At 70.6% G+C, this 25737-nt stretch carries 20 protein-coding genes; 14 read left to right on the top strand and 6 right to left on the bottom strand.

The annotated features are described in order from the left end of the window. Positions 1 to 69 precede the first annotated feature (69 nt). From FY549_RS00945 to FY549_RS00930, 4 genes are all read left to right on the top strand, one after another. Positions 70 to 1497, top strand: coding sequence for a four-carbon acid sugar kinase family protein (locus FY549_RS00945; RefSeq protein ID WP_149083432.1), 1428 nt, complete (start codon positions 70 to 72; stop codon positions 1495 to 1497). Continuing rightward, a complete protein-coding gene (locus tag FY549_RS00940) occupies positions 1494 to 2384 on the top strand; it encodes an NAD(P)-dependent oxidoreductase (protein WP_149083431.1) in 891 nt (296 codons plus the stop codon). The genes FY549_RS00945 and FY549_RS00940 overlap by 4 nt, the downstream gene beginning before the upstream one ends. Positions 2385 to 2423: 39 nt before the next feature. After that, a complete protein-coding gene (locus FY549_RS00935) occupies positions 2424 to 3845 on the top strand; it encodes a GntP family transporter (protein WP_149083430.1) in 1422 nt (473 codons plus the stop codon). 92 nt (positions 3846 to 3937) lie between these two features. Beyond that, a complete protein-coding gene (locus FY549_RS00930; RefSeq protein WP_149083429.1) occupies positions 3938 to 4339 on the top strand; it encodes a VOC family protein in 402 nt (133 codons plus the stop codon). 82 nt (positions 4340 to 4421) lie between these two features. Here FY549_RS00930 and FY549_RS00925 read toward each other — a convergent pair whose 3' ends face one another. Together FY549_RS00925 and ald are read right to left on the bottom strand one after the other, a co-directional pair. Next, the gene (locus FY549_RS00925; RefSeq protein ID WP_149083428.1) at positions 4422 to 5630 is read right to left on the bottom strand and encodes a pyridoxal phosphate-dependent aminotransferase; all 1209 of its coding nucleotides are present in this window, start codon (positions 5628 to 5630) and stop codon (positions 4422 to 4424) included. Between the two features lie 95 nt (positions 5631 to 5725). Then, entirely contained in the window at positions 5726 to 6820 is a 1095-nt protein-coding gene (gene ald, locus FY549_RS00920) for an alanine dehydrogenase (protein WP_149083427.1), read from the bottom strand. 107 nt (positions 6821 to 6927) lie between these two features. On the opposite strand from ald, the gene FY549_RS00915 reads away from it, so the two are divergent. Then, the gene (locus tag FY549_RS00915; protein ID WP_149083426.1) at positions 6928 to 7446 is read left to right on the top strand and encodes an Lrp/AsnC family transcriptional regulator; all 519 of its coding nucleotides are present in this window, start codon (positions 6928 to 6930) and stop codon (positions 7444 to 7446) included. Between the two features lie 19 nt (positions 7447 to 7465). Here the strand turns inward: FY549_RS00915 and FY549_RS00910 are convergent, their stop codons facing one another. From FY549_RS00910 to aceA, 3 genes are all read right to left on the bottom strand, one after another. Further along, positions 7466 to 7897 (bottom strand): hypothetical protein, encoded by a 432-nt coding sequence (locus tag FY549_RS00910; RefSeq protein WP_149083425.1) that lies wholly within the window; start codon positions 7895 to 7897, stop codon positions 7466 to 7468. An 84-nt stretch (positions 7898 to 7981) separates the two neighbouring features. After that, positions 7982 to 9616 carry a malate synthase A gene (gene aceB / locus FY549_RS00905; protein WP_149083424.1) on the bottom strand — a complete coding sequence of 545 codons (1635 nt, stop codon included), beginning with the start codon at positions 9614 to 9616 and terminating at the stop codon, positions 7982 to 7984. Positions 9617 to 9742: 126 nt separating this feature from the next. Continuing rightward, positions 9743 to 11068 carry an isocitrate lyase gene (aceA, locus tag FY549_RS00900; RefSeq protein ID WP_149083423.1) on the bottom strand — a complete coding sequence of 442 codons (1326 nt, stop codon included), beginning with the start codon at positions 11066 to 11068 and terminating at the stop codon, positions 9743 to 9745. A 242-nt stretch (positions 11069 to 11310) separates the two neighbouring features. On the opposite strand from aceA, the gene FY549_RS00895 reads away from it, so the two are divergent. Together FY549_RS00895 and FY549_RS00890 are read left to right on the top strand one after the other, a co-directional pair. Next, complete coding sequence (locus FY549_RS00895) at positions 11311 to 12756, top strand: helix-turn-helix transcriptional regulator (protein ID WP_149083422.1); 1446 nt, start codon at positions 11311 to 11313, stop codon at positions 12754 to 12756. A gap of 22 nt (positions 12757 to 12778) precedes the next feature. Then, complete coding sequence (locus FY549_RS00890; RefSeq protein WP_149083421.1) at positions 12779 to 13903, top strand: DUF6226 family protein; 1125 nt, start codon at positions 12779 to 12781, stop codon at positions 13901 to 13903. Positions 13904 to 14037: 134 nt separating this feature from the next. Here the strand turns inward: FY549_RS00890 and FY549_RS00885 are convergent, their stop codons facing one another. After that, a complete protein-coding gene (locus tag FY549_RS00885) occupies positions 14038 to 15546 on the bottom strand; it encodes a PucR family transcriptional regulator (RefSeq protein ID WP_149083420.1) in 1509 nt (502 codons plus the stop codon). Positions 15547 to 15638: 92 nt separating this feature from the next. Between FY549_RS00885 and gabT the strand changes: the two genes are divergently transcribed. From gabT to poxB, 7 genes are all read left to right on the top strand, one after another. Further along, positions 15639 to 17000, top strand: a complete 1362-nt coding sequence (gene gabT / locus FY549_RS00880; RefSeq protein ID WP_187614893.1) for a 4-aminobutyrate--2-oxoglutarate transaminase — start codon at positions 15639 to 15641, stop codon at positions 16998 to 17000. A gap of 92 nt (positions 17001 to 17092) precedes the next feature. Then, positions 17093 to 18475: a flavin monoamine oxidase family protein gene (locus FY549_RS00875; RefSeq protein WP_149083418.1), complete on the top strand. Its 1383-nt coding sequence runs from the start codon at positions 17093 to 17095 to the stop codon at positions 18473 to 18475. Next, positions 18475 to 19359 carry a universal stress protein gene (locus FY549_RS00870; RefSeq protein ID WP_149083417.1) on the top strand — a complete coding sequence of 295 codons (885 nt, stop codon included), beginning with the start codon at positions 18475 to 18477 and terminating at the stop codon, positions 19357 to 19359. The genes FY549_RS00875 and FY549_RS00870 overlap by 1 nt, the downstream gene beginning before the upstream one ends. Next, positions 19359 to 20915, top strand: a complete 1557-nt coding sequence (locus FY549_RS00865; RefSeq protein WP_149083416.1) for an APC family permease — start codon at positions 19359 to 19361, stop codon at positions 20913 to 20915. Before FY549_RS00870 ends, FY549_RS00865 begins: the two co-directional genes overlap by 1 nt. 14 nt (positions 20916 to 20929) lie before the next feature. Beyond that, on the top strand, positions 20930 to 22396 hold the full coding sequence (locus FY549_RS00860; RefSeq protein WP_149083415.1) for an NAD-dependent succinate-semialdehyde dehydrogenase: 1467 nt from the start codon (positions 20930 to 20932) through the stop codon (positions 22394 to 22396). 99 nt (positions 22397 to 22495) lie between these two features. After that, positions 22496 to 23860, top strand: a complete 1365-nt coding sequence (locus FY549_RS00855; RefSeq protein ID WP_149083414.1) for an NAD-dependent succinate-semialdehyde dehydrogenase — start codon at positions 22496 to 22498, stop codon at positions 23858 to 23860. Positions 23861 to 23993: 133 nt separating this feature from the next. After that, positions 23994 to 25718 (top strand): ubiquinone-dependent pyruvate dehydrogenase, encoded by a 1725-nt coding sequence (gene poxB / locus FY549_RS00850; protein WP_149083413.1) that lies wholly within the window; start codon positions 23994 to 23996, stop codon positions 25716 to 25718. The last annotated feature ends 19 nt before the right edge of the window (positions 25719 to 25737 follow it).

Genomic DNA, 25737 nt, shown 5'->3' with positions numbered 1-25737 from the left:
CGGATAACGATACGGATCCACCCTTCCGCCGTAGCCAGTGGCGGGCTCTCCCGGAACGAAGGAGTTCGTGTGCACATCGACGCCCTGCTGGACCCCTTGCCGGCGTCCCTCGCCGTCACCGCCGCCGAGGTCCGTGCGGAGGTCGACCCCGCCCGCGTGCTCGTCGTCCTCGACGACGATCCGACCGGCACGCAGTCGGTCGCGAACCTTCCCGTGCTCACCCGGTGGGAGCGCGCCGACCTCGATGAGGCGCTCGCGACCGGCGCCGCCGCCGTCTACGTGCTCACCAACACCCGGTCTCTGGATGAGGAGTCCGCGGCCGCACGCAACCGCGAGATCGTCGCGGTGACCCTCGCCGCGGCCGAGGCCCGGGGTCGCCGCGTCACGTTCGTCTCCCGCGGCGACTCGACCCTGCGCGGTCATTTCCCGCTGGAGACCGACATCCTCTCCACCGAGATCGGGGCCCGCACCGGTCGCGCCCCCGCGCTGACCCTGCTCGTCCCGGCGTTCCCCGACGCCGGGCGGATCACGGTCGACGGGGTGCACTACTGGGTCACGGGCGGCGAGGCCACTCCCGTCGGCGAGACGCCCTTCGCCGCCGATGCCACGTTCGGCTACGCGTCTTCCGACCTGCGCGAGTGGGTCGCGGAGAAGACGGGCGGCCGCATCCCGGCGTCGGCGGTCGCCAGCCTCGACATCAGCACCATCCGCAGCGGCGTGGACGCCGTCGCGCGCTTCCTCGAGTCCCTGGCCGACGGCACGGTCGTCGCGGTCGACGTCGTCGAGGAGTCCGACATGCGCGTCGTCGCGCTCGCCCTGCACCGCTTGCACGCGCGCGACGTGCTGCTCCGCGTCGGCCCGCCCTACGTGCGCGCACACATCGGGCAGGAGATCGCCGAGCCCGTGCAGGCGGCCGACATCCCCTTCGCCCACGACCGCGGGGGCCTCGTCGTCGTCGGCAGCCACGTACCGCTCACCACCGCCCAGCTCCAAGCCCTCACCGCCGCACGCCCGAACACCCGGACGATCGAGCTCGACGTGCGTGCCCTCATCGGCCCCGAGCGCGAGAGCCACCTCGAGACGCAGGCGCATGCGGTCGCGGACGCGCTCGCCGCCGGCACCGTGATCGTCCACACCACGCGCGAGCTCGTCACGGGCGCCGACGGGGACGAGAGCCTCGCGATCGCCCGCCGCATCTCCAGCGGGGTCGTCGACCTCGTTCGTCGGGTGCTCGCGATCGCCCCGCCGCGCTTCGTCATCGCGAAGGGCGGGATCACCTCGAGCGACGTCGCGAGCGAAGCCCTCGAGATCCGCCGGGCCACCGTGCTCGGACCCATGCTGCCGGGGCTCGTGTCGCTGTGGCAGCCGGAGACCGGCCCCGCGGTCGGCATCCCCTACGTCGTGTTCGCCGGCAATGTCGGCGATGCGGACTCCCTCGTCACCGTCGTCGCCACTCTCGCGGGCGACGATGGAAACCACCCGGAAGGACACTCATGACATCCACTGTCGCTGTCATCGGCCTCGGCGCCATGGGGCTGCCGATGGCCGCCCGCCTCGCTCAGCGCTTCGAGGTGCGCGGTTTCGACATCGCCGCCGAGCGCGTCGCCCTCGCCGCGGAGGCGGGCGTGACGCCGGCATCGTCCGCGGCCGACGCCGTGGGCGGTGCGGACGCGGTGCTCGTCGCCGTCCGCACCGGCGCGCAGCTCGACGCCCTGCTGTTCGGCGAGGATGGGCTCGCCCCGCACCTCGCCGAGGGCGCCGTCGTCATCCTCACCAGCACGGTGGGCACGGAGGGCATCGACGCGATCGCGGAGCAGCTCGCCACGCACGGCGCGCAGCTCGTCGACGCCCCGCTGTCCGGCGGTCCGGTCCGCGCGGGGGAGGGCGACCTCCTCATCGTCGTCGGCGCCAGTCCGGCGGCCCTGGAGACGGCTCGTCCTGTGCTCGACCAGCTCGCCTCGACGCTGTCCATCGTCGGCGACAAGCCCGGTGACGGGCAGGCGCTGAAGACGGTCAACCAGCTCCTCTGCGGTGTCCACATCGCAGCGGCCGCGGAGGCGCTCGCGCTCGCGGACGCCCTCGGGCTGGACCGTGCCCGCACGCTCGACGCCCTGACGGCCGGTGCCGCCAACTCCTTCATGCTCGGCAACCGCGGCCCGCGCGCCCTGCAGGCCTACGACGAGGAGGGCGCCGAGGTGCTCAGCCGCCTCGACATCTTCGTGAAGGACCTCGGGATCGTCGGTGACGCCGCCCGCCGGGCGCACCTGTCCACGCCGGTCGCCGCCGCGGCCGAGCAGCTGTTCCTCCTCGGCGAAGCACAGGGCCTCGGCGCCCTGGACGACTCCGCCGTCATCCGCGTCGTCGCACCCGAACGACGGTCCTGAGCGCGACGTCGCGCCCTCACTGAAAGAAGAGATCCAGAGATGCTTCCTCTTCCGATCCTCATCCTGATCGGCCTGGCGGGCCTCGGCCTGCTCCTCCTGCTCATCATCCGGTTCAAGATGCAGGCGTTCTACGCCCTCATCCTCGTGTCGATCATCGTGGGCATCGCGGCCGGGCTCCCCCTGACCACGATCCCCGCCGACGGCGACACCCCCGAGCAGCTCGGCGTCATCCAGGCGATCATCGCGGGTGTCGGCGGCACCCTCGGCTCGGTGGCCGTGCTCGTCGCGCTCGGGTCGATGCTCGGCAAGATCATCGAGCTGTCCGGCGGCGCCGAATCGCTCGCCGGACGCTTCACCGGCTGGCTGGGCCCGAAGCGCGTGGGAATCGCGCTCGTCATCGCCGCCGGCATCCTGGCGATCCCGGTGTTCTTCGACGCCGGATTCATCATCCTCATCCCCATCGTGTTCGCCTTCTCGAAGGTGGCGGGCCTCAACCCGATCAAGTTCGGTCTCCCGGTCGCGGGCATCATGCTCGCCGTCCACGTCGCGGTGCCGCCGCACCCGGGCATCGTGGGCGGCTCGACGATCCTCGGCGCCGACATCGGCTGGGTCACGATCTTCTCCCTCGCGATCTCGGTGCCGCTCGGCGTGCTGTCCTACCTGGTGGCGAAGTGGATCAACACCCGCGAGTTCGCGATGCTCGCGGCGACCAAGGAGATGTACGACAACTTCGGCACCGAGAAGTCGACGCTCACCGGCGGACTCGGCGAGGGTGAGAAGGCGCCGGGCGCCGGAACGGTCCTCGGGCTCATCCTCCTGCCTCTGGTGCTCATCATGCTCGGCACCGCGGTCGCGCCCCTGTTCGAGGCGGGCACGTTCTGGAACGGGTTCCTCAGCATGGTCGGTCAGCCGATCTTCGCCCTCATGGTCGCGATCGCCGCCGCGATGTACCTGCTCGGCGTCCGCCGCGGCTGGTCGGCGGCCCACCTCGGCGAGGTCATGGAATCGGCGTTGCCGGCCGCCGCTGTCATCATCCTCGTCACCGGTGCCGGTGGCGCCTTCGGCCGGGTCCTCACCGAGACCGGGATCGGTGGAGCGGTCGCCGAGGTGCTCGCGTCCAGCGGCATGCCGCTGCTGCTCGCGGCCTTCCTCATCTCCCTCATCATGCGTGCCGCGCAGGGCTCCGCGACCGTCGCGATCGCCACCACCGCGGGGCTCCTGCTGCCGTCGGTCTCCGCGATGGGGCTCGACACCGTGCACACCGCGCTGCTCGCGGTCGCGATCGGCTACGGCGGCCTCGGCCTCAGCCACGTGAACGACTCGGGCTTCTGGGTGGTCACGCGGTACCTCGGTCTGTCGGTGAAGGACGGCCTGCGCACCTGGACGCCGCTCACGACGGTGCTCGGAGTCTCCGGCTTCGCGCTGACCTGGATCCTGTACGCGGTGATCCCGGTCTCCTGATCCCCGTCCGCACGAACGGCCGTCCCCTCCGGGTGGCGGTCGTTCGTCGTCTCCGGGTGGTCGTCGGAGCCGCCGCGGACTACGCTCGCGGGATGAGCGGACTGATCCCGTACCTGCTGTTCCCCGGCAACGCCGCGGAAGCGCTCGGCCACTATCGCGACGTCTTCGGCGGCGAGCTCGAGCTCGTGGACTACGCGAGCGCCGGTCGTCATGACGGCCCACGCGACGCCGTCGCGCACGGCCAGCTCAGCGGCCCGGTCGAGCTCGCCGGAGCCGACGCGGGAGCCGATGACGACGCGGTCCAGATGAGCGGGATGTTCCTCTCGCTGCTCGGCACCGCCGCCCCCGGAACGCTGACCCGCTGGTACGACGAACTGGCCGCCGGCGGCCGCATCGTCGATCCGCTGCAGCAGCGTCCGTGGGGCGATTTCGACGGCACCCTCGTCGACCGCTACGGCATCCGCTGGCTGATCGGCTTCCACCCCGAGGACTGACCGAGCCCCCGTGTTCACGCCGAGACCCCCTCGTACCTGCGCAGGTACGAGGGGGTCTCGGCGGTAAAGCGGGGTCTCGGGATCAAGAAGGAGAAGAGAACAGGCGCTGGAGGCGCTGCACGCCCTCGAGGAGCTGGTCGTCGCCGAGCGCGTACGACATGCGGATGTAGCCAGAGGGACCGAAGGCCTCGCCGGGGACGACGGCGACCTCGGCCTGGTCGAGGATGAGGTCCGCGAGCTCCAGCGACGTCGTCGGGGTCACGCCGCCCCAGGTGCGGCCGAGCAGACCCTGCACGTCGGGGTAGACGTAGAACGCGCCGAGCGGGTTCGGGACCACGAGACCTTCGATCTTCGACAGCTCCGAGACGATGAGCTGACGGCGACGGTCGAAGGCCTCGCGCATCTTCCCGGCCTCGTCCTGCGGGCCGTTGAGCGCCGCGATCGCCGCCTTCTGTGCGACGTTGTTGACGTTGCTCGTGAGGTGCGACTGCAGGTTGCCGGCGATCTTGATGGCGTCGGCAGGGCCGACCATCCAGCCCACGCGCCACCCGGTCATGGCGTAGGTCTTGGCGACGCCGTTGACGAGGATGGTCTGGTTCGCGGCCTCCGGCACGGCCTCCACGATGGAGGTCGCCTTGACGCCCTCATAGGTGAGGTTCTGGTAGATCTCGTCGCTGATGATCCAGATGCCGTGCTCCACGGCCCACTCGCCGATGGCCTTCGTCTCCTCGGCGGTGTACACGGAACCCGTCGGGTTCGACGGCGACACGAACACGAGGACCGTCGTGCGGTCGGTGCGCGCCGCCTCGAGCTGCTCGACCGTCACCTTGTACTCCTGGTCGGCGCCGGCGAAGACCTCGACGGGGGTGCCGTCCGCGAGACGGATCGCCTCGGGATACGTCGTCCAGTAGGGCGCGGGAAGAAGGACCTCGTCGCCCGGATTCACGACGGCCTGGAACGCCTGGTACACCGACTGCTTGCCGCCGTTGGTCACGATGACCTGGCCGGGCGAGACCTCGAGGCCGGAGTCGCGGAGCGTCTTGGCGACGATCGCCTCGCGCAGCGCGGGGAGTCCGGGGGCGGGGGTGTACCGATAGCTCGCCGGATCGGCCAGAGCCTCGGCCGCCGCGTCCACGATGAACTGCGGCGTGGCGAAGTCGGGCTCGCCCGCGGCATACGAGATGACGGGCTTGCCCTCGGCCTTGAGGGCCTTGGCCTTGGCGTCGACCTTGAGGGTCGCGGACTCGGCGATGGCGGACAGCTTGCGGGAGAGAGGAGCGCGTTCGGTCACGGTTACGAGCGTACTCGGGTCGCCTCGCGAGCGGCCGGGGGTGTCGTCATCAAGAACCCCGGTTCTTTCGGCGTGGGGATGATGGCCCCGGGGCGTCAGGAGGCGTCGAGGCCGTGCGCCCGGGCCACCGCGTCCAGCGTGATGCGCCCGCCCTGCACGTTGAGGCCCCTGGCGAGAGCAGCGTCGTCGGACGCCGCCCGCTCCCAGCCCTTCGCTGCGATCGCGGAGACATAGGGGAGGGTGGCGTTCGTCAGGGCGCGGGTCGCGGTCGTCGGCACGGCCCCCGGCATGTTCGTGACGCAGTAGTAGATCGACTCGTGCACGGTGAAGGTCGGGTCGTCGTGCGTCGTCGGGCGGGAGCCCTCGAAGCAGCCGCCCTGGTCGATCGCGATGTCCACGAGGACCGACCCGGGCTTCATGGCCGCGACCATGTCGTCCGTCACGAGCTTGGGGGCCGCGGCGCCGGGGATGAGGACCGAGCCGATCACGAGGTCCGCCGTCGTCAGCTCCTCGGCGATGTCGTACCGGCTGGAGGCGCGTGTCTCCAGCGCCCCTCCGTAGCGGTGCTCCAGGTCGCGGAGCCGGGGGAGCGCCACGTCGACGACGGTGACCTTCGAGCCGAGTCCGAGTGCGTTCGCGGCGGCGTGCTCGCCCGCGACACCGCCGCCGATCACGACGGTCTTCGCCCGCGGGGTGCCGGCGATCCCGCCCAGCAGCATGCCGCGGCCGCCCTGCGAGCGCAGCAGCGAATGCGATCCCATGACGACGGAGAGGCGTCCGGCGATCTCGCTCATCGGCACCAGCAACGGCAGGGTGCGATCCGGCAGCTGCACGGTCTCATAGGCGACGGCCGTCGTTCCCGCGGCGACGAGGGCCTCGGTCAGCGGGCGGTCGGCCGCGAGGTGAAGGTACGTGAAGAGCGTGAGGTCCGGGCGGAGGAAACCGTACTCCTCGGCGATCGGCTCCTTGACCTTGATGAGCAGATCGGCCTCGCCCCACGCCTCGGCCGCATCCTGGACGATCTCGGCGCCCGCCGCACGGTACGCGTCGTCGTCGATGCTCGACCCGATGCCGGCGCCGGACTGCACGAGCACGCGGTGGCCCTCCCGCACGAGCCGATCGGCTCCGGCCGGGGTGAGGGCGACGCGGTTCTCGTTGTTCTTGACTTCGGTCGGGACGCCGATCTTCATCGATCCTCCTGGTTCGGGGTGCGCGGGGTGCAGCCTAGGATCGCAGAAACGTCGAGGATTGGACAGATTCCCTGAAGGCTCTTCGGCAGATGGGGTGATCCTGAATAATGCTTCGTATGACTACCACCTCCGCGTCATCCGAGCCGAACAGCGTTCGGGCGCCCGCCCTGGATCCCACCGACGCGCGGATCGTGCAGCTGCTCACTGCGGACGGGCGGATGACGAACGCCGAGCTCGCGGGCCGTCTCGGCGTCGCCCCGTCGACGGCGCACGCGCGGTTGCGCGGCCTGATCGAGCGGGGGGTCATCACCGGGTTCCACGCGAGCGTCGACGAACGCGAGCTCGGCGCAGGACTGCAGGCGATCATCGGCGTGAGTCTTCGCCCGGCCGCGCGACGGGAGAGCATCGTCGAGTTCGCCGACCGCGTGCGTGCGCTCCCGCAGGTGATCCAGGTGTTCTTCCTCGGCGGAGACGACGACTTCCTCCTGCACATCGCCGTCGCCGATTCCTCGGAGATGCGCGAGTTCGTGCTCGAGCATCTGTCGGCGCAGAGCAGCGTGGCGTCGACCCGCACGAGCATCGTGTTCGATTACCACCGCAACTCGGTCGCGGCGTCGTTCCACTGAGCCGCCGGGCGGCGCGCTCTCAGGTCTCGAAAGAGGAAGGCACGGCGCAGTAGTCGGCGAAGCGCCGCGTCGGATGCTCGGGGTCGGTCATGTCGACGAGAGCGTTCGCTGCGGTATGCGGGGGCTCGTCTCCCGCGAGCTGCCAGAGCACGTAGTTCCACATGCCACGCGCGCTCGGAGTCACGATCGCCCCCGGGCCGGAGACGACGAGCACGGAATCGCTCTCGGTGGCGCGGAAGGGCCCCACCAGGTCGGCGCGGAGGGCGGCTTCCTCACCGTCGGCGGTGTGCGCGCGCTCGACGCTCTGGCCGGCGGCGGTCAGCGCGGCCGCGAGCTCGTCGGCCGCGACGCGGGACCGCTCGGCGTCGGCCCCGGCGACCGCGAGCAGGCGTCGCCCCCGCGGGTAGAGGTGCAGGAACTCCTCGGCGATGCTGTTCCATACGGCGCTCATGGCTCCAGGCTACGCCCGCCAGGGGAGGGGCCGGGCGGGACGCGGGATGCCGCGGACCTCGAGGTCCGCGGCATCCCGGCGTCGTCAGTCCTCGTCGACCAGGAACCGGCTGTAGGCGCCGAGGGTCAGGAAGGTCGGGAACTCCTCGCGGAGGGCGACCTCGCGGAAGATGTCCGCGGCGTCGTCGAAGCGGTCACCCTCACGCCGCTCGACCTCGCCCTGCACCTCCGCGATCAGCCCTTCGACGTACTCGACGGTGATGGGGGTGCCGTCCTCGGTGGTGCGGTCCTGGTGGATCCACTGCCACACCTGGGAGCGGCTGATCTCCGCGGTCGCCGCATCCTCCATGAGGTTGTCGATCGCCACGGCGCCGAGACCGCGCAGCCAGGCTTCCAGGTAACGGATGGCGACGGAGACGTTGTCCCGCACGCCCTGCGCGGTGATCGGGCGGCCGATGTGGAGGTCGAGCAGGTCGCGTGCCTCCACGTGCACGTCGTCGCGCTGGCGGTCGACCTGGTTCGGGCGGTCTCCGAGCACGGCGTCGAACTCGGCCTGCGCCGTCGGGATCAGATCGGGGTGGGCGACCCAGGTGCCGTCGAAGCCGTCGCCGGCTTCGCGCTTCTTGTCGGCCGACACCTTCTCGACCGCGCGCGCCGTGACCTCGGGGTCACGACGGTTCGGGATGAACGCGCTCATGCCGCCGATCGCGAAGGCGCCGCGCTTGTGGCAGGTCTGCACGAGCAGCTCGGTGTAGGCCCGCATGAAGGGGACCGTCATCGTGACCTCGCTGCGATCCGGCAGCACGAACCGGGCGCCCCGACCGCGGTAGTTCTTGATGATCGAGAAGATGTAGTCCCAGCGGCCGGCGTTGAGGCCCGCGCAGTGATCGCGCAGCTCGTAGAGGATCTCGTCCATCTCGAACGCGGCGGGGAGGGTCTCGATCAGCACGGTCGCGCGGATGGTGCCGTGCGGGATGCCGATGTACTCCTCGCTGAAGGAGAAGACGTCGTCCCACAGCTTCGCCTCTTCACTGGACTCGAGCTTCGCGATGTAGAAGTACGGCCCGCGCCCGCCGTCGATCAGCGCCTGCGCGTTGTGCAGGAAGTAGAGGCCGAAGTCGACCAGGGAGCCGGAGGCCGAGGTGCGGCGGCCGGCGCGGTCGATGAAGGCGAGGTGCTTCTCCGGCAGATGCCAGCCGCGCGGACGCATCACGATCGTGGGAGTGCGCTCCGCGGTGACCCGGTACTCCTTGCCCTCGGGGGACGTGAACGAGAGCTCGCCCCGGATCGCGTCGCGCAGGGACAGCTGCCCCTCGATGACGTTCTTCCAGGTGGGGCTGGTGGCGTCCTCCTGATCGGCGAGCCAGACCCGCGCTCCGGAGTTCAGCGCGTTGATGGTCATCTTCGGGTCGGTGGGTCCGGTGATCTCGACACGGCGGTCCTCGAGCCCGGGTCCCGCGCCGGCGACCCGCCACGTGGTGTCCTGGCGGATGTGCGCGGTGTCGTCGCGGAACTGCGGGTCGTGTCCGTTGCCGATCTCGAAGCGCCGGCGCATCCGGTCGGCCAGGCGGTCGTGGCGGCGGGACGCGAACCGATGGTGGAGTTCGGTGAGGAAGGCGACGGCCTCCGGGGTGAGGATCTCGTCGTAGCGGTCGCGCATCGGGCCGGCGATCTCGATCGCGGGCCCCTGCCGGGTCGTCTGAATCGGTGCGGTGGTCATGATGTTGTCCTTTGCCTTATGCCGAGCCCCCGGGTTGTCGTCGATACCCCGGGGCTCCCGGCGTGTGCGGGGCGGGGTCTCGACGAGAACCGGGGGTCTCGGTGGAAGTGGGTCAGTGGAACTGGGTCAGTGGAACTGAGCGGCCTCGGTGGAGCCGGCGAGGGCGAGGGTCGCGCTGTCGGGGTTGAGCGCGGTGGAGATGACGTCGAAGTAGCCGGTGCCCGCCTCGCGCTGGTGCTTGGTGGCGGTGTAGCCGTCGGCTTCCGCGGCGAACTCGGCTTCCTGCAGCTCGACGTAGGCGCTCATGGCGCGCTCGGCGTAGCCACGGGCGAGGTCGAACATGGAGTGGTTCAGGGCGTGGAAGCCGGCCAGAGTGATGAACTGGAACTTGTAACCCAGGTCTGCCAGCTCCTGCTGGAACGTCGCGATCTCGGCGTCCGACAGGTGGCGCTTCCAGTTGAAGCTCGGCGAGCAGTTGTAAGCCAGGAGCTTACCGGGGAACTGCGCGTGGATCGCCGCGGCGAACTCCCGTGCCAGCGCGATGTCCGGCTCCCCGGTCTCGACCCAGAGCAGGTCGGCGTAGGGGGCGAACGCGAGGCCGCGGCTGATGACCGACTCGATGCCCGGGCGGATCCGGTAGAAGCCCTCGGACGTGCGCTCGCCGGTGGTGAACTCCCGGTCCCGCTCGTCGACGTCGCTCGTGAGCAGATCGGCGGCGAGAGCGTCGGTGCGGGCGATAATGACGGTCGGGACGCCGGCGACGTCCGCCGCGAGTCGGGCCGCGTTCAGCGTGCGGATGTGCTGCTGCGCGGGCACGAGCACCTTGCCGCCGAGGTGACCGCACTTCTTCTCGCTCGCGAGCTGGTCCTCCCAGTGGATCCCGGCGGCGCCGGCCTGGATGAGCGACTGGGCGAGTTCGTACGCGTTGAGCGGACCGCCGAATCCGGCCTCGGCATCGGCCACGATCGGGGCGAGCCAGTCCTGCGTGATCTCCCCCTCGGCGTGCTCGAGCTGGTCCTGCCGCAGCAGGGCGTTGTTGATGCGGCGCACGACCGCGGGGACCGAGTTCGCGGGGTAGAGCGACTGGTCGGGGTAGGTCTGTCCGGCGAGGTTGCCGTCCGCAGCGACCTGCCAGCCGGAGAGGTAGATGGCCTTGAGTCCGGCCCGGACCTGCTGCACGGCCTGGCCGCCGGTGTAGGCGCCGAGCGCCCGGATGTAGTCCTCCGTGTGCAGGAGATTCCACAGGTTCTCCGCGCCGCGGCGGGCGAGAGTGGCGTCCTCGCGGACCGAGCCGCGGATGCGGATGACGTCCTCCGCGGAGTAGGTGCGCTCGACGCCGTCCCAGCGCGGGTCGGTGTCCCAGCTCTCCTGGAGCTCCGCGGCCGTCTCGACCTGGTCGCCGGCGCGCAGGCCGGCGGGGCGCGGGGTGGGGGTCGCTGCGGTGTTGGTCATGGTGTCTCCTCGGATGGAACCGGCGTCGGTGCCGGTGGCGTGCCTCCACTCTGGGTGAAGTTCTTCGAGTCTCCCGACCGGATTTAGGGAGAAGTTTGCGCGAATTTCTGTTTTCGTGACAGACTCGGCCTCCACGCACCGCTCTTCCGCTGAGCCGGGATCGAGAATGGGCCCGGCGCGGACCTCCGCGGAGCGTTTCCGATCCCGCACCGACGCGGGCGGACCGGCCGGAAGGAGCCGAGATGGACGAGACCGCGGACGAGACCGACGCCCTCACCGTCGGGCGGCGCATCCGCCAGGTGCGGACGACGAAGGGCATGACGCTGGAGGCGCTGGCCGCCGCGGTCGACCGTGCGCCGAGTCAGCTCTCCATGATCGAGACCGGCAAACGCGAACCGAAGCTCACGCAGCTGCAGGCGATCGCCCGGGCTCTCGGCGTGACCATCGATGCGCTCCTGGCGGGGGAGCCCCTCGACGAGCGCAGTGCGATGGAAATCGCGCTGGAGCGTGCCATGAAGGGGCAGACCTTCCAGGCTCTCGGCATCGCGCCGTTCCGCATCGCCAAGAGCGTCCCGACAGACGCCCTCAAGGCGCTGCTCGCGCTGCACGGCGAGATCGACCGGCTGAAGGACGAGCGCGCGGCCACCCCGGAAGAGGCACGGCGGGCCAACGTCGAGCTGCGGCACCTGATGCGCAGGCAGGACAACCACTTCGCTGACCTGGAGGCCAAGGCGTCGGAGCTCCTGGCGGCGGTCGGCCACCCCGGCGGTCCGCTCACGCAGCGCACCGCCTCCGAGATCGCGGCCTATCTCGGCTTCACGCTGCATTACGCGCCCGACCTGCCTCAGACCACCCGCAGCGTGGCCGACCTCGCGAACGGCCGGCTGTACCTGTCGAGCAGCGTCCCGGCGAAGGGCGACGCGCGCACCGCGGTGCTGCAGGCCCTCTCCAGTCGCATCCTCGGGCACGCCGAGCCGCGCAGCTATGCCGAGTTCCTCCGGCAGCGCGTGGAGACGAACTACCTCACGGGCGCTCTGCTGATGCCGGAGAGGGATGTCGTTCCGGCGCTGAAGGACGCGAAGCAGCGCCGTGCGATCTCCATCGAGGACCTCCGCGACGCGTACTCCGTGTCGTACGAGACGGCGGCGCACCGGTTCACGAACCTCGCCACGCGGCACCTGGACGTCCCCGTGCACTTCCTCAAGGTGCACGAATCGGGGACGATCACCAAGGCGTACGAGAACGACGACGTGAACTTCCCGACCGACCGCCTCGGAGCCATCGAGGGGCAGCTCTGCTGTCGGCGGTGGACATCCCGGGTCGTGTTCGATGAGGACGACCGGTTCAATCCGTACTACCAGTACACCGACACCGGCAACGGCACCTACTGGTGCACGGCTCGCGTCGAGGCATCCAGCGAGGGCCTGCACTCCGTGAGCGTCGGGGTGCGGTTCGACGACACGAAGTGGTTCGTGGGCAGGGACACCCCGCACCGGGGCGTGTCGAAGCACTCGGTCGAGGTGTGCTGCCGCCGTGCGCCCGCCGAGCTGGAGGAGCGGTGGCGGGAGTACTCCTGGCCCAACGTGAAGACCCCCCGCACGCTCCTGGCGACCCTGCCGACCGGCGCCTTCCCCGGTGTCGACACCACGGATGTGTACGAGTTCCTGGAGTCCCACGCGCCGCGGTGATGTCGCTCGGTACGCTCGGTCGATGAGCAGCGATGTCTTCCCCGGTCCGCTCGGTTCGATGCCCGAGGCGGGGGCGGCGGCGATCCTGCGGATGCCGCCGCAGGAGGACGGGTGGGGGCCGGTCCGGTTCGTCGACGGTTTCGAGCCGTTCGTCGACTTCCTGCGCAGCGACGGGGTCGACCCGGCGGTCTTGGCCGACGACCTCGCGGCGACCTGGGACGTGGTGGCGGCGTACCCGGAGATCCTCGACCGTGCGGATCTCGCGGCCGCCGCCGCGCGCTTCGTCGGCAACGTCATCGCGGTCGTGCACCCGGCGGCGACGTGGCGGATGACCGGCGAACCGGAGATCGGCACGAACACCATCTCCATCCCGGTCGCGGCGCTCGTGCAGGGGATGGTGCGGCAGCCCGACCAGCGGAACGCGTTCCTCCAGATGCTCGGCTCGTGGGAGCAGGACGATCGTGACGACGAGGAGATGAGGGCGCTGTCCGAGGAGGACTCCGCTCCGACGGCCGTCGTCCCGGCACACGCGTACGTCCGTCCCGCTCTCCCGACCCCGACGTTCCTCGACGACCGCGGCGAGGTCATCCGGTACGGACACCGCTGGTCCGATGGCACCCCGGCCGAGGAGTCGTACTCCCGTGAGTCCCATCCGGAGCGCTTCGCGCCGCTGCTCCTCGTGGCCGATGCGATCGTCGAACACCTCTTCCGCGAGTACGAGGTCACGGTGCGGCGAGAGCCGGGAGAGGGCGGGACGGAGCGCGTCGTGATGGAACCGACGGCCGGTGCGCGGATCACGGTCACGCCGACCCCACCCGTCGTCCGCGTCGAGGCGGGAGCCCTCTTCCATGCGACCGTGCCGTCCTGCACGTGCGATGCCTGCGACGAGACCGCCGAGACCGCAGCGGACGAGCTGGAGCGGATCCTGCTGTCGATCGCCGCCGGAGGCTTCCGGGAGAAGTACCCCGTGGGACGACGCGCGTGGTCGTACACGGAGCTCCGTTCCCCGGACGGGGATCAGCGGGAGAGCAGTTCCGGTCCCGCCCCGGAGCTGCCGGCGGAGGAGCGGGAGCGTGCCGCCGCTCTGCTTCGAGAGCTCGACGACGGCTGGTGGCCGGCCTGGCCGCTCCGGTCGACGCCGGCGTGACCCCCTGACCCGTCTCCGACCCTCGGAGGCACGATCGTGTTGCAGATGCACGATCGGACGGGGGGATTCGTCGTGCAGGCGTCGCAAGGTCGTGCAGGCGGCGCGGGGGCGGGGACGGACGGGGCCGGTGCCGGTCAGTCGCGGGCGGTCTGCAGCAGCGCCCACACCTCGGCCCTGGCGGGGAAGGTCGTCAGGTCGGCGCCGAGGAGCGCGCCGGCATGGGCGACCCGAGAGCGGAGGGTGTGGCGGTGGATGCCGAGGGCGGCTGCGGCCTGCTCGGCGCGGGCATCGTGATCGAGCCAGGTGCGCAGGGCATGCTCCAGCGCCGTGCCATGGGCGGCATCGTGCTCGCGGAGCGGGGCGAGCCGGGATTCCGCGACCAGCCGCGCTTCATCCGTGGCGAGTGCGGTCAGCAGGCGGGAGCCGACGGTGTCCGCGTAGCGGACGACCCCGCTCGTGCCCGGTTGTCGCAGCGCCACGAGGGCCTGGCCGTGCGCGCGCGAGAACGCGTCGTACCCCTCCGGAGCGGAGACGCCGACGCGAGCGGAGAAGCGCGTGGCCACGTCATCCAGGAGGGCGTCGTCTATGGCGGAGACGCACATCACGACTCCGTCCTCGGAGTCCGCGAGGAACGCGGCGGTGCCGTGCTCGGCCCGGCGGCGCTCCCACCAGTCGAGAAGCGGCTCCGCCGGGGCGTCTCCGGTCACGGCGACCACCACGGGAGCGGGGGGAAGACCGCCGAGCACTCGGCGGGCGATGGCGGGGTCGTCGCCGAGCAGCGACCGCAGTAACTGGGTGTGCAGCCGACGTCGGCCGCGCGCGAGCTGTTCGCTCTGCTCCCTCGCGAGGCCCGCCATCGCGATGACCGAGGTGACGACGGCCCGCGCCTCCTGGTCGAGGGCGTCGGCGGCGACGGCGATCACCCCGCGGAGATGCCCGCCGCGGCCGACGGTGAAGAGCATGAAGGTGTGCGCGGCGATCGTGAGCGACTGTCCCGCCTCGAGCCCGCGGTCGAGGATCTCCCGGACCCGGCCGCCGAGCTGCTCGCGGACCTCCGCGGAGATCGCGTCGCGAGGCTGGCCGACGAGCAGGTCGCCCGCCGCGTCGAACATCCCGGCCCACGTGTCGAGCCGGCGGCCGAGCTCCGTGATGATGGCCTCCAGCCCTCGGGGGCGGAGGGCCGCCAGGGCAAGGGCGCGCTGGGTGTCCAGCGCCCAGGTGCGCCGGGCATAGGCCTGTGCCGCGATCGCCTCGGAGTGAGCGCGCGCCACGGCGATGAACGGGGTGCGGTACGGCACCTCGAACAGGGGGATGCCCTGTGCCCCGCAGGCGGCGATCAGCTCCTCCGGCGTGCCGGAGCGGTGCACGTCGGTGCCGAAACCGAGGCCGAGCACGCCGCGCTCGGCGAGGCGAACGACGTAGGGGGCGATGGCGTCGGGGTCGTCGAACTGCGTCCCGGTGGTGAGCAGGACGAGGTCTTCGGCGAGGAAGGGCGTCGGGTCGGCGAGGTCCGAGCTGTGGACCCAGCGCAACGGTCGGTCGAGCGCTCCGTCCGGGAGCCCCGCCGGAGTGGAGACGAGGCGCAGCTCGAGGTCGCGGCGCCGCAGCAGGGCGGCCAGCGTGGGCGGCTCGGTCAGGGCCATGCGGTCTCCGTTGTACGACGTGGCGAAATCAATTCTCCGATTGTACGACTCGGCGAATGCGGGCGTCTCCGTGCCGGTCGTACGCTCGCGACATGGCTCTCCTCGACACCGCAGCACCCGCAGTCCCCCTCGGCGGCCCCGACCTCCCGCAGGAGCGTCGCCTCGTCACGGAACTCCCCGGCCCGCGCTCGGCCGAGGTCCTCGCCCGCAAGGCGGACGCGGTCGCCGCCGGCGTCGGCCACACCGTGCCCGTCGCCGCCGTCGCGGCCGGCGGAGGAGTCGTCGTCGACGCCGACGGCAACTCGCTCATCGACCTCGGCTCCGGCATCGCCGTCACCACGGTTGGCAACGCGCATCCCAAGGTCGCCGCCGCCGTCGCCGCGCAGGCCGCGCAGTTCACGCACACCTGCTTCATGATCTCGCCGTACGAGTCGTACGTCGGCGTGGCCGAGGCGCTCAACCGCGTCACCCCCGGAGACTTCGCCAAGAAGAGCGCCCTGTTCAACTCCGGCGCGGAGGCCGTCGAGAACGCGATCAAGATCGCCCGCAAGCACACCGGTCGCCAGGCGGTCGTCGCGTTCGATCACGGCTACCACGGCCGCACGAACCTCACCATGGCCCTGACCGCGAAGTCGATGCCCTACAAGAGCGGCTTCGGGCCGTTCGCTCCCGAGGTGTACCGCGCGCCGATGTCCTACCCGTTCCGCGACGGCCTGGAGGGCGGCGAGGCTGCGGCCCGCGTCATCCTCCAGCTCGAGAAGCAGATCGGGGCCGACAACCTCGCGGCCGTCATCATCGAGCCCATCCAGGGTGAGGGCGGCTTCATCGTCCCCGCCGACGGTTTCCTCCCGGCGATCGTGGACTGGTGCCGTGCGAACGGCGTCGTCTTCATCGCCGACGAGGTCCAGACCGGCTTCGCTCGCACGGGCCACATGTTCGCCAGCGAGATCTTCGGCATCGAGCCCGACCTCATCACCACGGCCAAGGGCATCGCCGGCGGGCTGCCGCTCGCGGCGGTGACCGGTCGCGCCGAGATCATGGACGCTTCGCACACGGGCGGGCTGGGCGGCACGTACGGCGGCAACCCGATCGCCTGCGCCGCGGCACTCGCGTCGATCGACGTGTTCGAGAACGACGGTGTCATCGAGCGGGCTCGAGAGATCGGCGAGGTCCTCATCGGCCGCCTGACCGCCCTCCAGGCCGAAGACGCCCGCATCGGCGACGTCCGCGGTCACGGTGCCATGGTGGCCGCCGAGTTCGTCGACCCGGAGACGAAGGCGCCCGACGCCGCGCTCACGGCCGCAGTGGCCAAGGCCTGCATCGCGCAGGGCGTCATCGTCCTCACGTGCGGCACCTACGGCAACGTGATCCGCTTCCTCCCGCCGCTGTCCATCGGCGACGACCTGCTGAACGAAGGTCTCGACGTCGTGGCCGCGGCGCTCGCCGGCGCCTGACACCCCTGTCCGGTCGCGTCCCCGGATCGGGGGATTTCGGGACGCGACCGGTACTTCTTCCCCCGCATCCCCCGACGACGAAGGAGTTGCAGATGGCTGAGATCACCCGCGACGTGCTCATCGTGGGCGCCGGAGCCGCAGGGCTCACGGCGGCCAACGACCTGCGGAAGGCCGGCCTGTCGGTCGCCGTGCTGGAGGCTCGTGACCGCGTCGGCGGCCGCCTGTGGACCGATGTGATCGACGGCGCGATGCTGGAGATCGGCGGGCAGTGGGTCTCGCCGGACCAGGACGCGCTCAAGGACACGATCGAAGAGCTCGGCCTGGAAACGTACAGCCGCTACCGCGAGGGCGACAGCGTCTACGTCGGCCCGGACGGGCAGGCGCACCGTTTCACGGGGGAGATGTTCCCCGTCTCGCCGGAGACCGAGGCCGTGATCGCGCGCATCACCGGCATCCTCGACGCCCTCGTGGCCGAGATCGACCCGGACAAGCCGTGGGAGCATCCGAACGCCGCCGAGTGGGACTCGATCTCCTGGGACGCCTGGCTGCGCTCGCAGACCGACGACGACGAGGCCGTGCGCAACCTCGCGTTCGCGACCGGCTCCGCGATGCTCACCAAGCCGACCCACGCCTTCTCGCTGCTGCAGTCGCTGCTGATGGCCGCGTCCGCCGGCTCGTATTCGAACCTCGTCGACGCCGACTTCATCCTCGACAAGCGCGTCGTGGGCGGTCTGCAGCAGGTGCCGCTGCGCCTCGCCGAGCGCCTGGGCGATGACGTGCTGCTGAACCAGCCCGTCCGCAGCCTGGAGTGGTCGGAGGACGGGGTCGTGGCGACCACCGACGACCTCACGGTCCGGGCACGGTACGCGATCCTCGCCCACGCGCCCATCCTCTACAACCGCATCTCCTTCGTCCCGCCGCTGCCGCGTCGTCAGCACCAGCTGCACCAGCACCTGTCGATGGGCTTCGTGATCAAGGTGCACGCCGTCTACGACCGTCCGTTCTGGCGCGAGCAGGGCCTCAGCGGCACCGCCTTCAGCCCGTACGAGCTGTCGCACGAGGCGTACGACAACACCAACCACGGCGACGAGCGCGGCACCCTGGTCGGCTTCGTGTCCGACGCGAACGCCGACGGCGTGTTCGAGCTGTCGGCCGAGGAGCGCAAGGAGCGCATCCTCGAGTCGCTGTCGCACTACTACGGTCCCGAGGCGAAGAACCCGGTCGTCTACTACGAGAGCGACTGGGGCAGCGAGGAGTGGACCCGCGGCGCGTACGCCGCGAGCTTCGACCTCGGGGGCCTGCACCGCTACGGCGCGGACCTCCGCACCCCGGTCGGGCCGATCCACTTCGCGTGCAGCGACATGGCCGGAGCGGGTTACCAGCACGTCGACGGCGCGATCCGAATGGGTCGACTCGTCGCCGCGAACATCGTCGACGCCCGCCGCGAGGCCGGCGCTCCCGAGAGCATCGGCTGATGACCGGCACGGTCGTCGTCGGCTACACGGCGACGGACGCGGGAGCGGACGCGGCGGCCCTGGGCGCACGGCTGGCGCGCAGCATCGGCGCGACCCTGCACCTCGTGATCGTCCTGCCGACCGAAGGCACCCGCAGTGCCGCCGTGCCGCCGGAGCGCGCGTACGAGGAGGTCATCCGGACGCAGGCGCGGAAGTGGCTGCAGGATGCCGTCGTGCGTCTGCCGCAGGAGCTGGTCCGGAGCGGGCACGTGCGGTTCTCGGAGTCCTTCGCCGAGGGGCTCATCGCCGCCGGTGAGGAGTTCGACGCCGGCGTCATCGTGATCGGCACCGCCGGCGGGGGACTCTTCGGCCGCCACCGCCTGGGCAGCGTCGCCTCCGAGCTGCTGCACTCCTCGCCGATCCCGGTGGCCCTCGCCCCGGCCGGTCTCGCCCAGCAGGACGACCATGTCCTCCCGCGCGTCACCGTCGCCGTGGGCACGCGTCCCGGTGCGGAGGGCGTCCTCGATCAGGCCGTCGCGCTCGCCGGTGCCGCGGAGGTGGGTCTCCGGCTGGTGTCCCTCGTTCCGTTCGACGTGCCGCCGGGACTCGACACGGGAGCCATCCGCCTCGCGGGCAGCGAGCACGCGCACCAGGTGCTCGCCGTCGCGGCGGAGCGGCTGCCGGACGGGCTCGGCGCCGTCGTCGAGGAGGCGCCAGGTGAGACGGTGGAAGACGCCGTCGCCGGGCTCTCCTGGCTCCCCGGCGAGGTCGTCCTCGTCGGCTCCAGCAGGCTGGCGCAGCCGCGCCGCCTCTTCCTGGGCTCCACGGCGGCGAAGATGCTGCACGAGCTGCCCGTCCCCATGATCGTCGTCCCGCGTACCCGCGATGAAGCAGGAGACCGCTGATGAGCAGCACCAACCGGGCGACGGAGCCCGCATCCGGCGTCACGACCGGAATCTCGACGAAGGGCCTCAGCGCCGGCACCGTCGGCCTGATCGGCGCCGTCGTGATCGGCATCTCGTGCATCGCCCCCGCCTACACGTTCACGGCCGCCGTCGGCCCCACCGCGTCGGAGGTCGGCGCGCAGATCCCGGCGATCATCCTCGTCGGCTTCATTCCGATGCTCCTCGTGGCCTTCGGCTACCGCGAGCTCAACAACCGCATGCCCGACTCCGGCACCTCCTTCACCTGGGCCGCGCGGGCGTTCGGACCGTGGGTGGGCTGGATGGCCGGCTGGGGGCTCGTGGTGGCCACGATCCTCGTCCTGTCCAACCTCGCCGGCGTCGCGGTCGACTTCCTGTTCCTCCTGCTGTCGCAGATCACGGGCAATCCGGAGATCGCCGACCTCGCCGGCGTGACCTGGATCAACATCGGGGTCTGCCTGTTGTTCATGCTCGGTGCCACGTGGGTGTCGTACCGTGACATGCAGACCACGCAGAAGCTGCAGTACTGGCTGGTCGGATTCCAGATCCTCGTGCTGGTGTTCTTCGCGGTCGCCGCCATCGTGCAGGCGGTCAGCGGCAACGGCTTCGACTACCAGCCGTTCGACCTCAACTGGTTCAACCCCTTCGCGATCTCGTCGTTCAGCGCGGTCGCCGCCGGTCTGTCCCTGTCGATCTTCATCTTCTGGGGCTGGGACGTCACCCTCACCATGAACGAGGAGACGAAGGACCCGGAGAAGACCCCCGGGCGCGCGGCGACCGTCACGGTGCTCACGATCGTCTCGCTCTACCTGCTCCTCGCCGTCGCGATGATCATGTTCGCGGGCGTCGGCACCGGAGAGCTCGGCCTCGGCAACGGCGACATCCAGGAGAACGTGTTCTTCCACCTCTCCGGGCCGATCCTCGGCCCGCTCGCGTTCCTCGTGTCGCTCGCGGTGCTCACGAGCTCGGCTTCGTCGCTGCAGTCGACGTTCGTGGGCCCTGCCCGCACCCTGCTCGCAATGGGGCACTACGGCGCCCTCCCGAAGTCGTTCGCGAAGGTGAGCCCCCGGTTCTTCACCCCGGGCTATGCCACGATCGTGTCGGCCATCGTGGCCTCCGCGTTCTACGCGGTCATGCGCGTGGTCAGCGAGGACACCCTGTGGGACACGATCCTCACGCTCGGCATGATGATCTGCTTCTACTACGGGATCACCGCGTTCGCCTGCGTCTGGTACTTCCGCAAGCAGTGGTTCGACTCCACGAGGAACTTCTTCTTCACCTTCCTGTTCCCCCTGGTGGGTGGCATCATCCTCGCCATCCTGTTCTTCACCACCCTGATCGACTCCATGGACCCGGCCTACGGCTCCGGGTCGGAGATCGGCGGCATCGGCATCGTCTTCATCCTCGGCATCCTCATCATCGTGGTGGGCGTGGCCGTGATGATCGGGAACGCCATCCGGCGCCCGGCCTTCTTCCGCGGTGAGACGCTGGGTATGGACGCCCCGCCCAGCCGCCGTCGTCGTCCCACGTCCGTCTGAAAGAGAGAGAATCCATGAGCACTCAGAACGAGCAGGCCCTGCTCGACAGCATCCCCACCGGCCTCTTCATCGGCGGCGAGTGGGTCGACGGGGAGACCGGCGCGACCTTCGACGTCAAGGACCCCTCGACGAACCAGGTGATCCGCACGATCGCCGACGCCACCCCCGCGGACGGCATCCGGGCGCTCGACGCGGCCGTGGCCGCCCAGGACGAGTGGGCCGCGACGGCGCCCCGCGTGCGCGGCGAGATCCTGCGGCGGGCGTTCGACCTCGTGCAGGCGCGCAAGGAGGACCTCGCACTGCTGATGACGCTCGAGATGGGCAAGCCCCTCGCGGAGGCCCGCGGTGAGGTCGCCTACGGTGGCGAGTTCCTCCGCTGGTTCAGCGAAGAGGCCGTGCGCATCAGCGGCCGCTACGGCCTCAACCCCGAAGGCACCGGTCACATGATCGTGTCGCAGCGTCCCGTGGGGCCGTCGTTCTTCGTGACACCGTGGAACTTCCCGTTCGCGATGGCGACCCGCAAGATCGCGCCGGCCCTCGCCGCCGGCTGCACCGTCGTGATCAAGCCCCCGGCACTGACGCCGCTCACGACCATCTTCTTCACGACCCTGCTCGAGGAGGCCGGTCTGCCGAAGGGGGTCGTCAACGTCGTGCAGACCTCCAAGTCGAGCGCGCTGTCGGCGCCGATCATCGCCGACCCGCGCCTGCGCAAGCTCTCCTTCACCGGATCGACCGAAGTCGGCCGCAAGCTCATCGCCCAGGCGGCGGAGGGCGTGCTGCGGGTGTCGATGGAGCTCGGCGGCAACGCTCCGTTCGTCGTGTTCGACGACGCCGACCTCGACAAGGCCGTGGACGGCGCGCTCGCCGCGAAGTTCCGCAACATCGGTCAGGCCTGCACCGCGGCCAACCGCTTCATCGTGCACAAGGACATCGCGGGCGAGTTCGCCAAGCGCGTCACCGAGCGTGTCAACGCCATGAAGATCGGCCGTGGCACGGAGGAGGGCGTGGCGATCGGCCCGCTCATCGACGAGGACGCCGTGGCCAAGGCCGGCGAGCTCGTGGACGACGCCGTCGATCGCGGTGCGACCCTGCTCGCGGGCGGCAAGGCCCTCGAGGGTACCGGCACCTTCTACGAGCCCACGGTTCTGACCGACGTCGTGCCCGGTTCGGCGATCCTCCGCGAGGAGATCTTCGGCCCGGTGCTCGCGATCGCGACCTTCGAGACGGAGGAGGAGGCCGTGCGCCTCGCCAACGACACCGAGTACGGCCTCGTCTCGTACGTGTTCACTGAGAACCTGCAGCGCGGCCAGCGGATGATCGACGCGCTGGAGACCGGCATGATGGGTCTCAACGTGGGTGTCGTCTCCAATGCGGCGGCTCCCTTCGGCGGCGTCAAGCAGTCGGGCGTCGGCCGCGAGGGCGGCTTCGAGGGCATCCACGAGTACCTGTCCACCAAGTACACGCTGATCCCGGTCTCCTGACCTTCCGGGTGGGTCCCTGAGCTTGTCGAAGGGCCCCACCCACCCGAACGGCCGGGTCCCTGCGCCTGTCGAAGGGGCCCGCACACGAGAGGACAACCCATGACCGACTACGCCGTCGTCAACCCCGCCACCGGCGAGACCCTGGCGTCGTACGACACCTTCACCGACGCGCAGATCGAGGAGGCCGTCGCGGCGGCCGACGAGGCGCACCGCGAGTGGTCGCGCTCCACCACGGTCGCCGACCGTGCCGCGCTGCTGCGTCGTGCCGCCGAACTGCACCGCGAGCGCCGCGAGGAGCTGGCCGACATCTTCGTTCGCGAGATGGGCAAGCCCCGCGAGGCCGCGCTCGGCGAGGTCGACTTCGCCGCCGACATCGCGGAGTACTACGCGGACCAGGCCGAGGACATCATGGCCGACCAGCCCATCACGATCCTCGGGGAGGGGTCGGCGATCATCCGCCGCTCCTCGCTGGGGCCGCTCGTGGGGATCATGCCGTGGAACTTCCCGGCCTATCAGATCGTGCGCTTCGCCGCGCCGAACCTGATCGTCGGCAACACGATCCTCCTGAAGCCGGCGCCGCAGTGCCCGGAGTCCTCCAGCGCGATCGAGGCGATCTACCACGACGCCGGCTTCCCGACGGGCGCGTACCAGAACGTGCTCGCCACGAACGAGCAGATCGCGGCGATGATCGCGGACCCGCGGGTACAGGGCGTGTCGCTGACCGGCTCCGAGCGCGCCGGCGCCGCGGTGGCCGAGGTCGCGGGGCGCAACCTCAAGAAGGTCGCGCTGGAGCTGGGCGGGTCCGACCCGTTCATCGTGCTCTCCACCGACGATCTCGACGCCACCGTGCAGGCGGGCGTGGACGCGCGCCTCGACAACAACGGCCAGGCCTGCAACGGCGCCAAGCGCTTCATCATCGTCGACGACCTCTACGACGCCTTCGTGGAGAAGTTCACGGCGGCGATGGCGGCCGTCGAGGCGACCGACCCCACGCTCGACGACACGGTCCTCGGCCCGGTCTCGTCGGAGGCGGCGGCGGAGAACCTGCAGAAGCAGATCGACACCGCCGTGGCCCAGGGGGCGACCCTGCTCACGGGCGGCACGCGCGACGGGGCGTTCTTCGCACCGACCGTGCTCGCCGACGTGACCCCGGAGATGGACGTGTACCGCGAGGAACTCTTCGGCCCCGCGGCGGTCGTGTACCGCGTCGCGGATGAGGACGCCGCGGTCGCGCTGGCCAACGACACCACGTTCGGCCTCGGCTCGTACGTCTTCACGACGGACGAGGCGCAGGCGGAGCGCGTGGCCGATCGGATCGAGGCCGGCATGGTCTACGTGAACCTCGTGCTCGCCGACAGCCCTGAGCTCCCGTTCGGCGGCATCAAGCGCAGCGGCACGGCCCGCGAGCTGGGGCACCTCGCCGCCGACGAGTTCGTCAACAAGAAGCTGATTCGCGTCGGCTGACCGTCGGCCCACCCCCTTGCGGCCGAGCGGCCCCTTGCGTGCGCACGCAAGGGGCCGCTCGCACGAGAGGGGCCGGGTCGACGGAGGAGAGCGGCCCGGCCCGGTGCAGCCCAGGCGGGCGTAAGGTCGGGGTATGGCCAACGTCGCTGAGAACATCGTCAAGACTTTGAACGCCAACGGAGTCGACCGGATCTACGGCATCCCGGGCGACTCGCTGAACGGACTCACGGACGCGCTCCGCAAAGACGGCAGCATCCGCTGGGTGCATGTGCGTCACGAGGAGTCCGCGGCCTTCGCCGCCGCGGCCGACGCCGGCACCACGGGAGACCTCGCCGTCGTCGCGGGCTCGTGCGGCCCCGGCAACCTGCATCTCATCAACGGGCTGTACGACGCGCAGCGCTCCCGTGTGCCGGTGCTCGCCATCGCCGCCCACATCCCGACCGTCGAGATCGGCACCGGATACTTCCAGGAGACGCATCCGCAGGAGCTGTTCCGTGAGTGCAGCGTGTACGTCGAGTACGTCGCCGACCCGTCGCAGATGCCGCGACTGATGGAGATCGCGATGCGCGCCGCCATCGAGCAGCGCGGGGTCGCCGTCCTCGTGATCCCGGGAGACGTGGCGCTGTCCGAGATCGCGGACGACCGCGCCGTGGTGATCGAGCGCGCTCGTCCGGTGATTCAGCCCAGCGGCCCGGAGCTGGAGAAGGCCGCGACGATGCTGAACGCGGCCAAGAAGGTCACGATTCTCGCCGGAGCCGGGGTGGAAGGGGCGCACGACGAGGTGATCGCGCTCGCCGACGCGCTCGGAGCCCCCATCGTCCACGCGCTGCGGGGCAAGGAGTTCATCGAGTACGACAACCCGTTCGACGTCGGGATGACAGGGCTGCTCGGGTTCGCATCCGGCTACCGGGCCATGGAGGCCGCCGACACGCTCCTCGTCCTCGGCAGCGACTTCCCGTACGAGCAGTTCTACCCGGAGCACGCGACCACCATCCAGGTCGACATCCGCGGCTCCCAGCTGGGTAAGCGCCACCCGCTCGACCTCGGCCTCGTCGGAGACGTGAAGGCCACGGCGGAAGCTCTGCTTCCCCGTCTCGCGCGGAAGGACGACCGGGCCCACCTCGACGATGCCGTGGCCCATTACCGGAAGACGCGGAAGAAGCTCGACGAACTCGCAGTGCCGGCGAAGGGCGCACGGCCCATCCACCCCCAGTACCTCGCCCGACTGCTGGACGAGTACGCCGCGCAGGACGCGATCTTCACCGCCGACGTGGGCTCGCCGACCGTCTGGGCCGCGCGCTATCTGTCCATGACCGAGGGGCGCCGGCTGATCGGGTCGTTCACGCACGGCTCGATGGCGAACGCCCTGATGCACGGGATCGGCGCGCAGGTCGCGCACCCGGGTCGTCAGGTCGTGGCGCTCGCAGGCGACGGCGGCCTCGCCATGATGCTCGGCGAGCTGTTGACGCTCACCCAGAACGGTCTGCCGGTCAAGACGATCGTGGTGAACAACTCGTCGCTGAACTTCGTGGAGCTGGAGATGAAGGCCGCCGGCTTCGTCACCTACGGCACGGGCCTGGACAACCCGAGCTTCGCCGCCATCGCGGAGGCCATGGGGATCTTCGCCCGCCGAGTGGAGCGCAGCGAGGATCTGCCCGAGGCCGTCCGCGAGGTCCTCGCGCACGACGGTCCGGCGCTGCTCGACGTCGTGACCGAGCGGCAGGAGCTGTCCATGCCGCCGGCGATCGAGGCCGCGCAGGTCAAGGGCTTCGCGCTGTACGCGATCCGCACCGTGATGTCGGGGCGCGGCGACGAGCTGCTCGACCTCGCACGGGCGAACTGGCGTCAGCTGTTCTGACGTCGAGCAGTGTTTCGCC

The sequence above is a fragment of the Microbacterium sp. 1S1 genome (genome assembly GCF_008271365.1).
Taxonomy (GTDB): Bacteria; Actinomycetota; Actinomycetes; order Actinomycetales; family Microbacteriaceae; genus Microbacterium.
The sequence above is the reverse complement of the archived record's forward strand: the minus strand, read 5'-3'. Positions and strand labels throughout refer to the sequence as shown.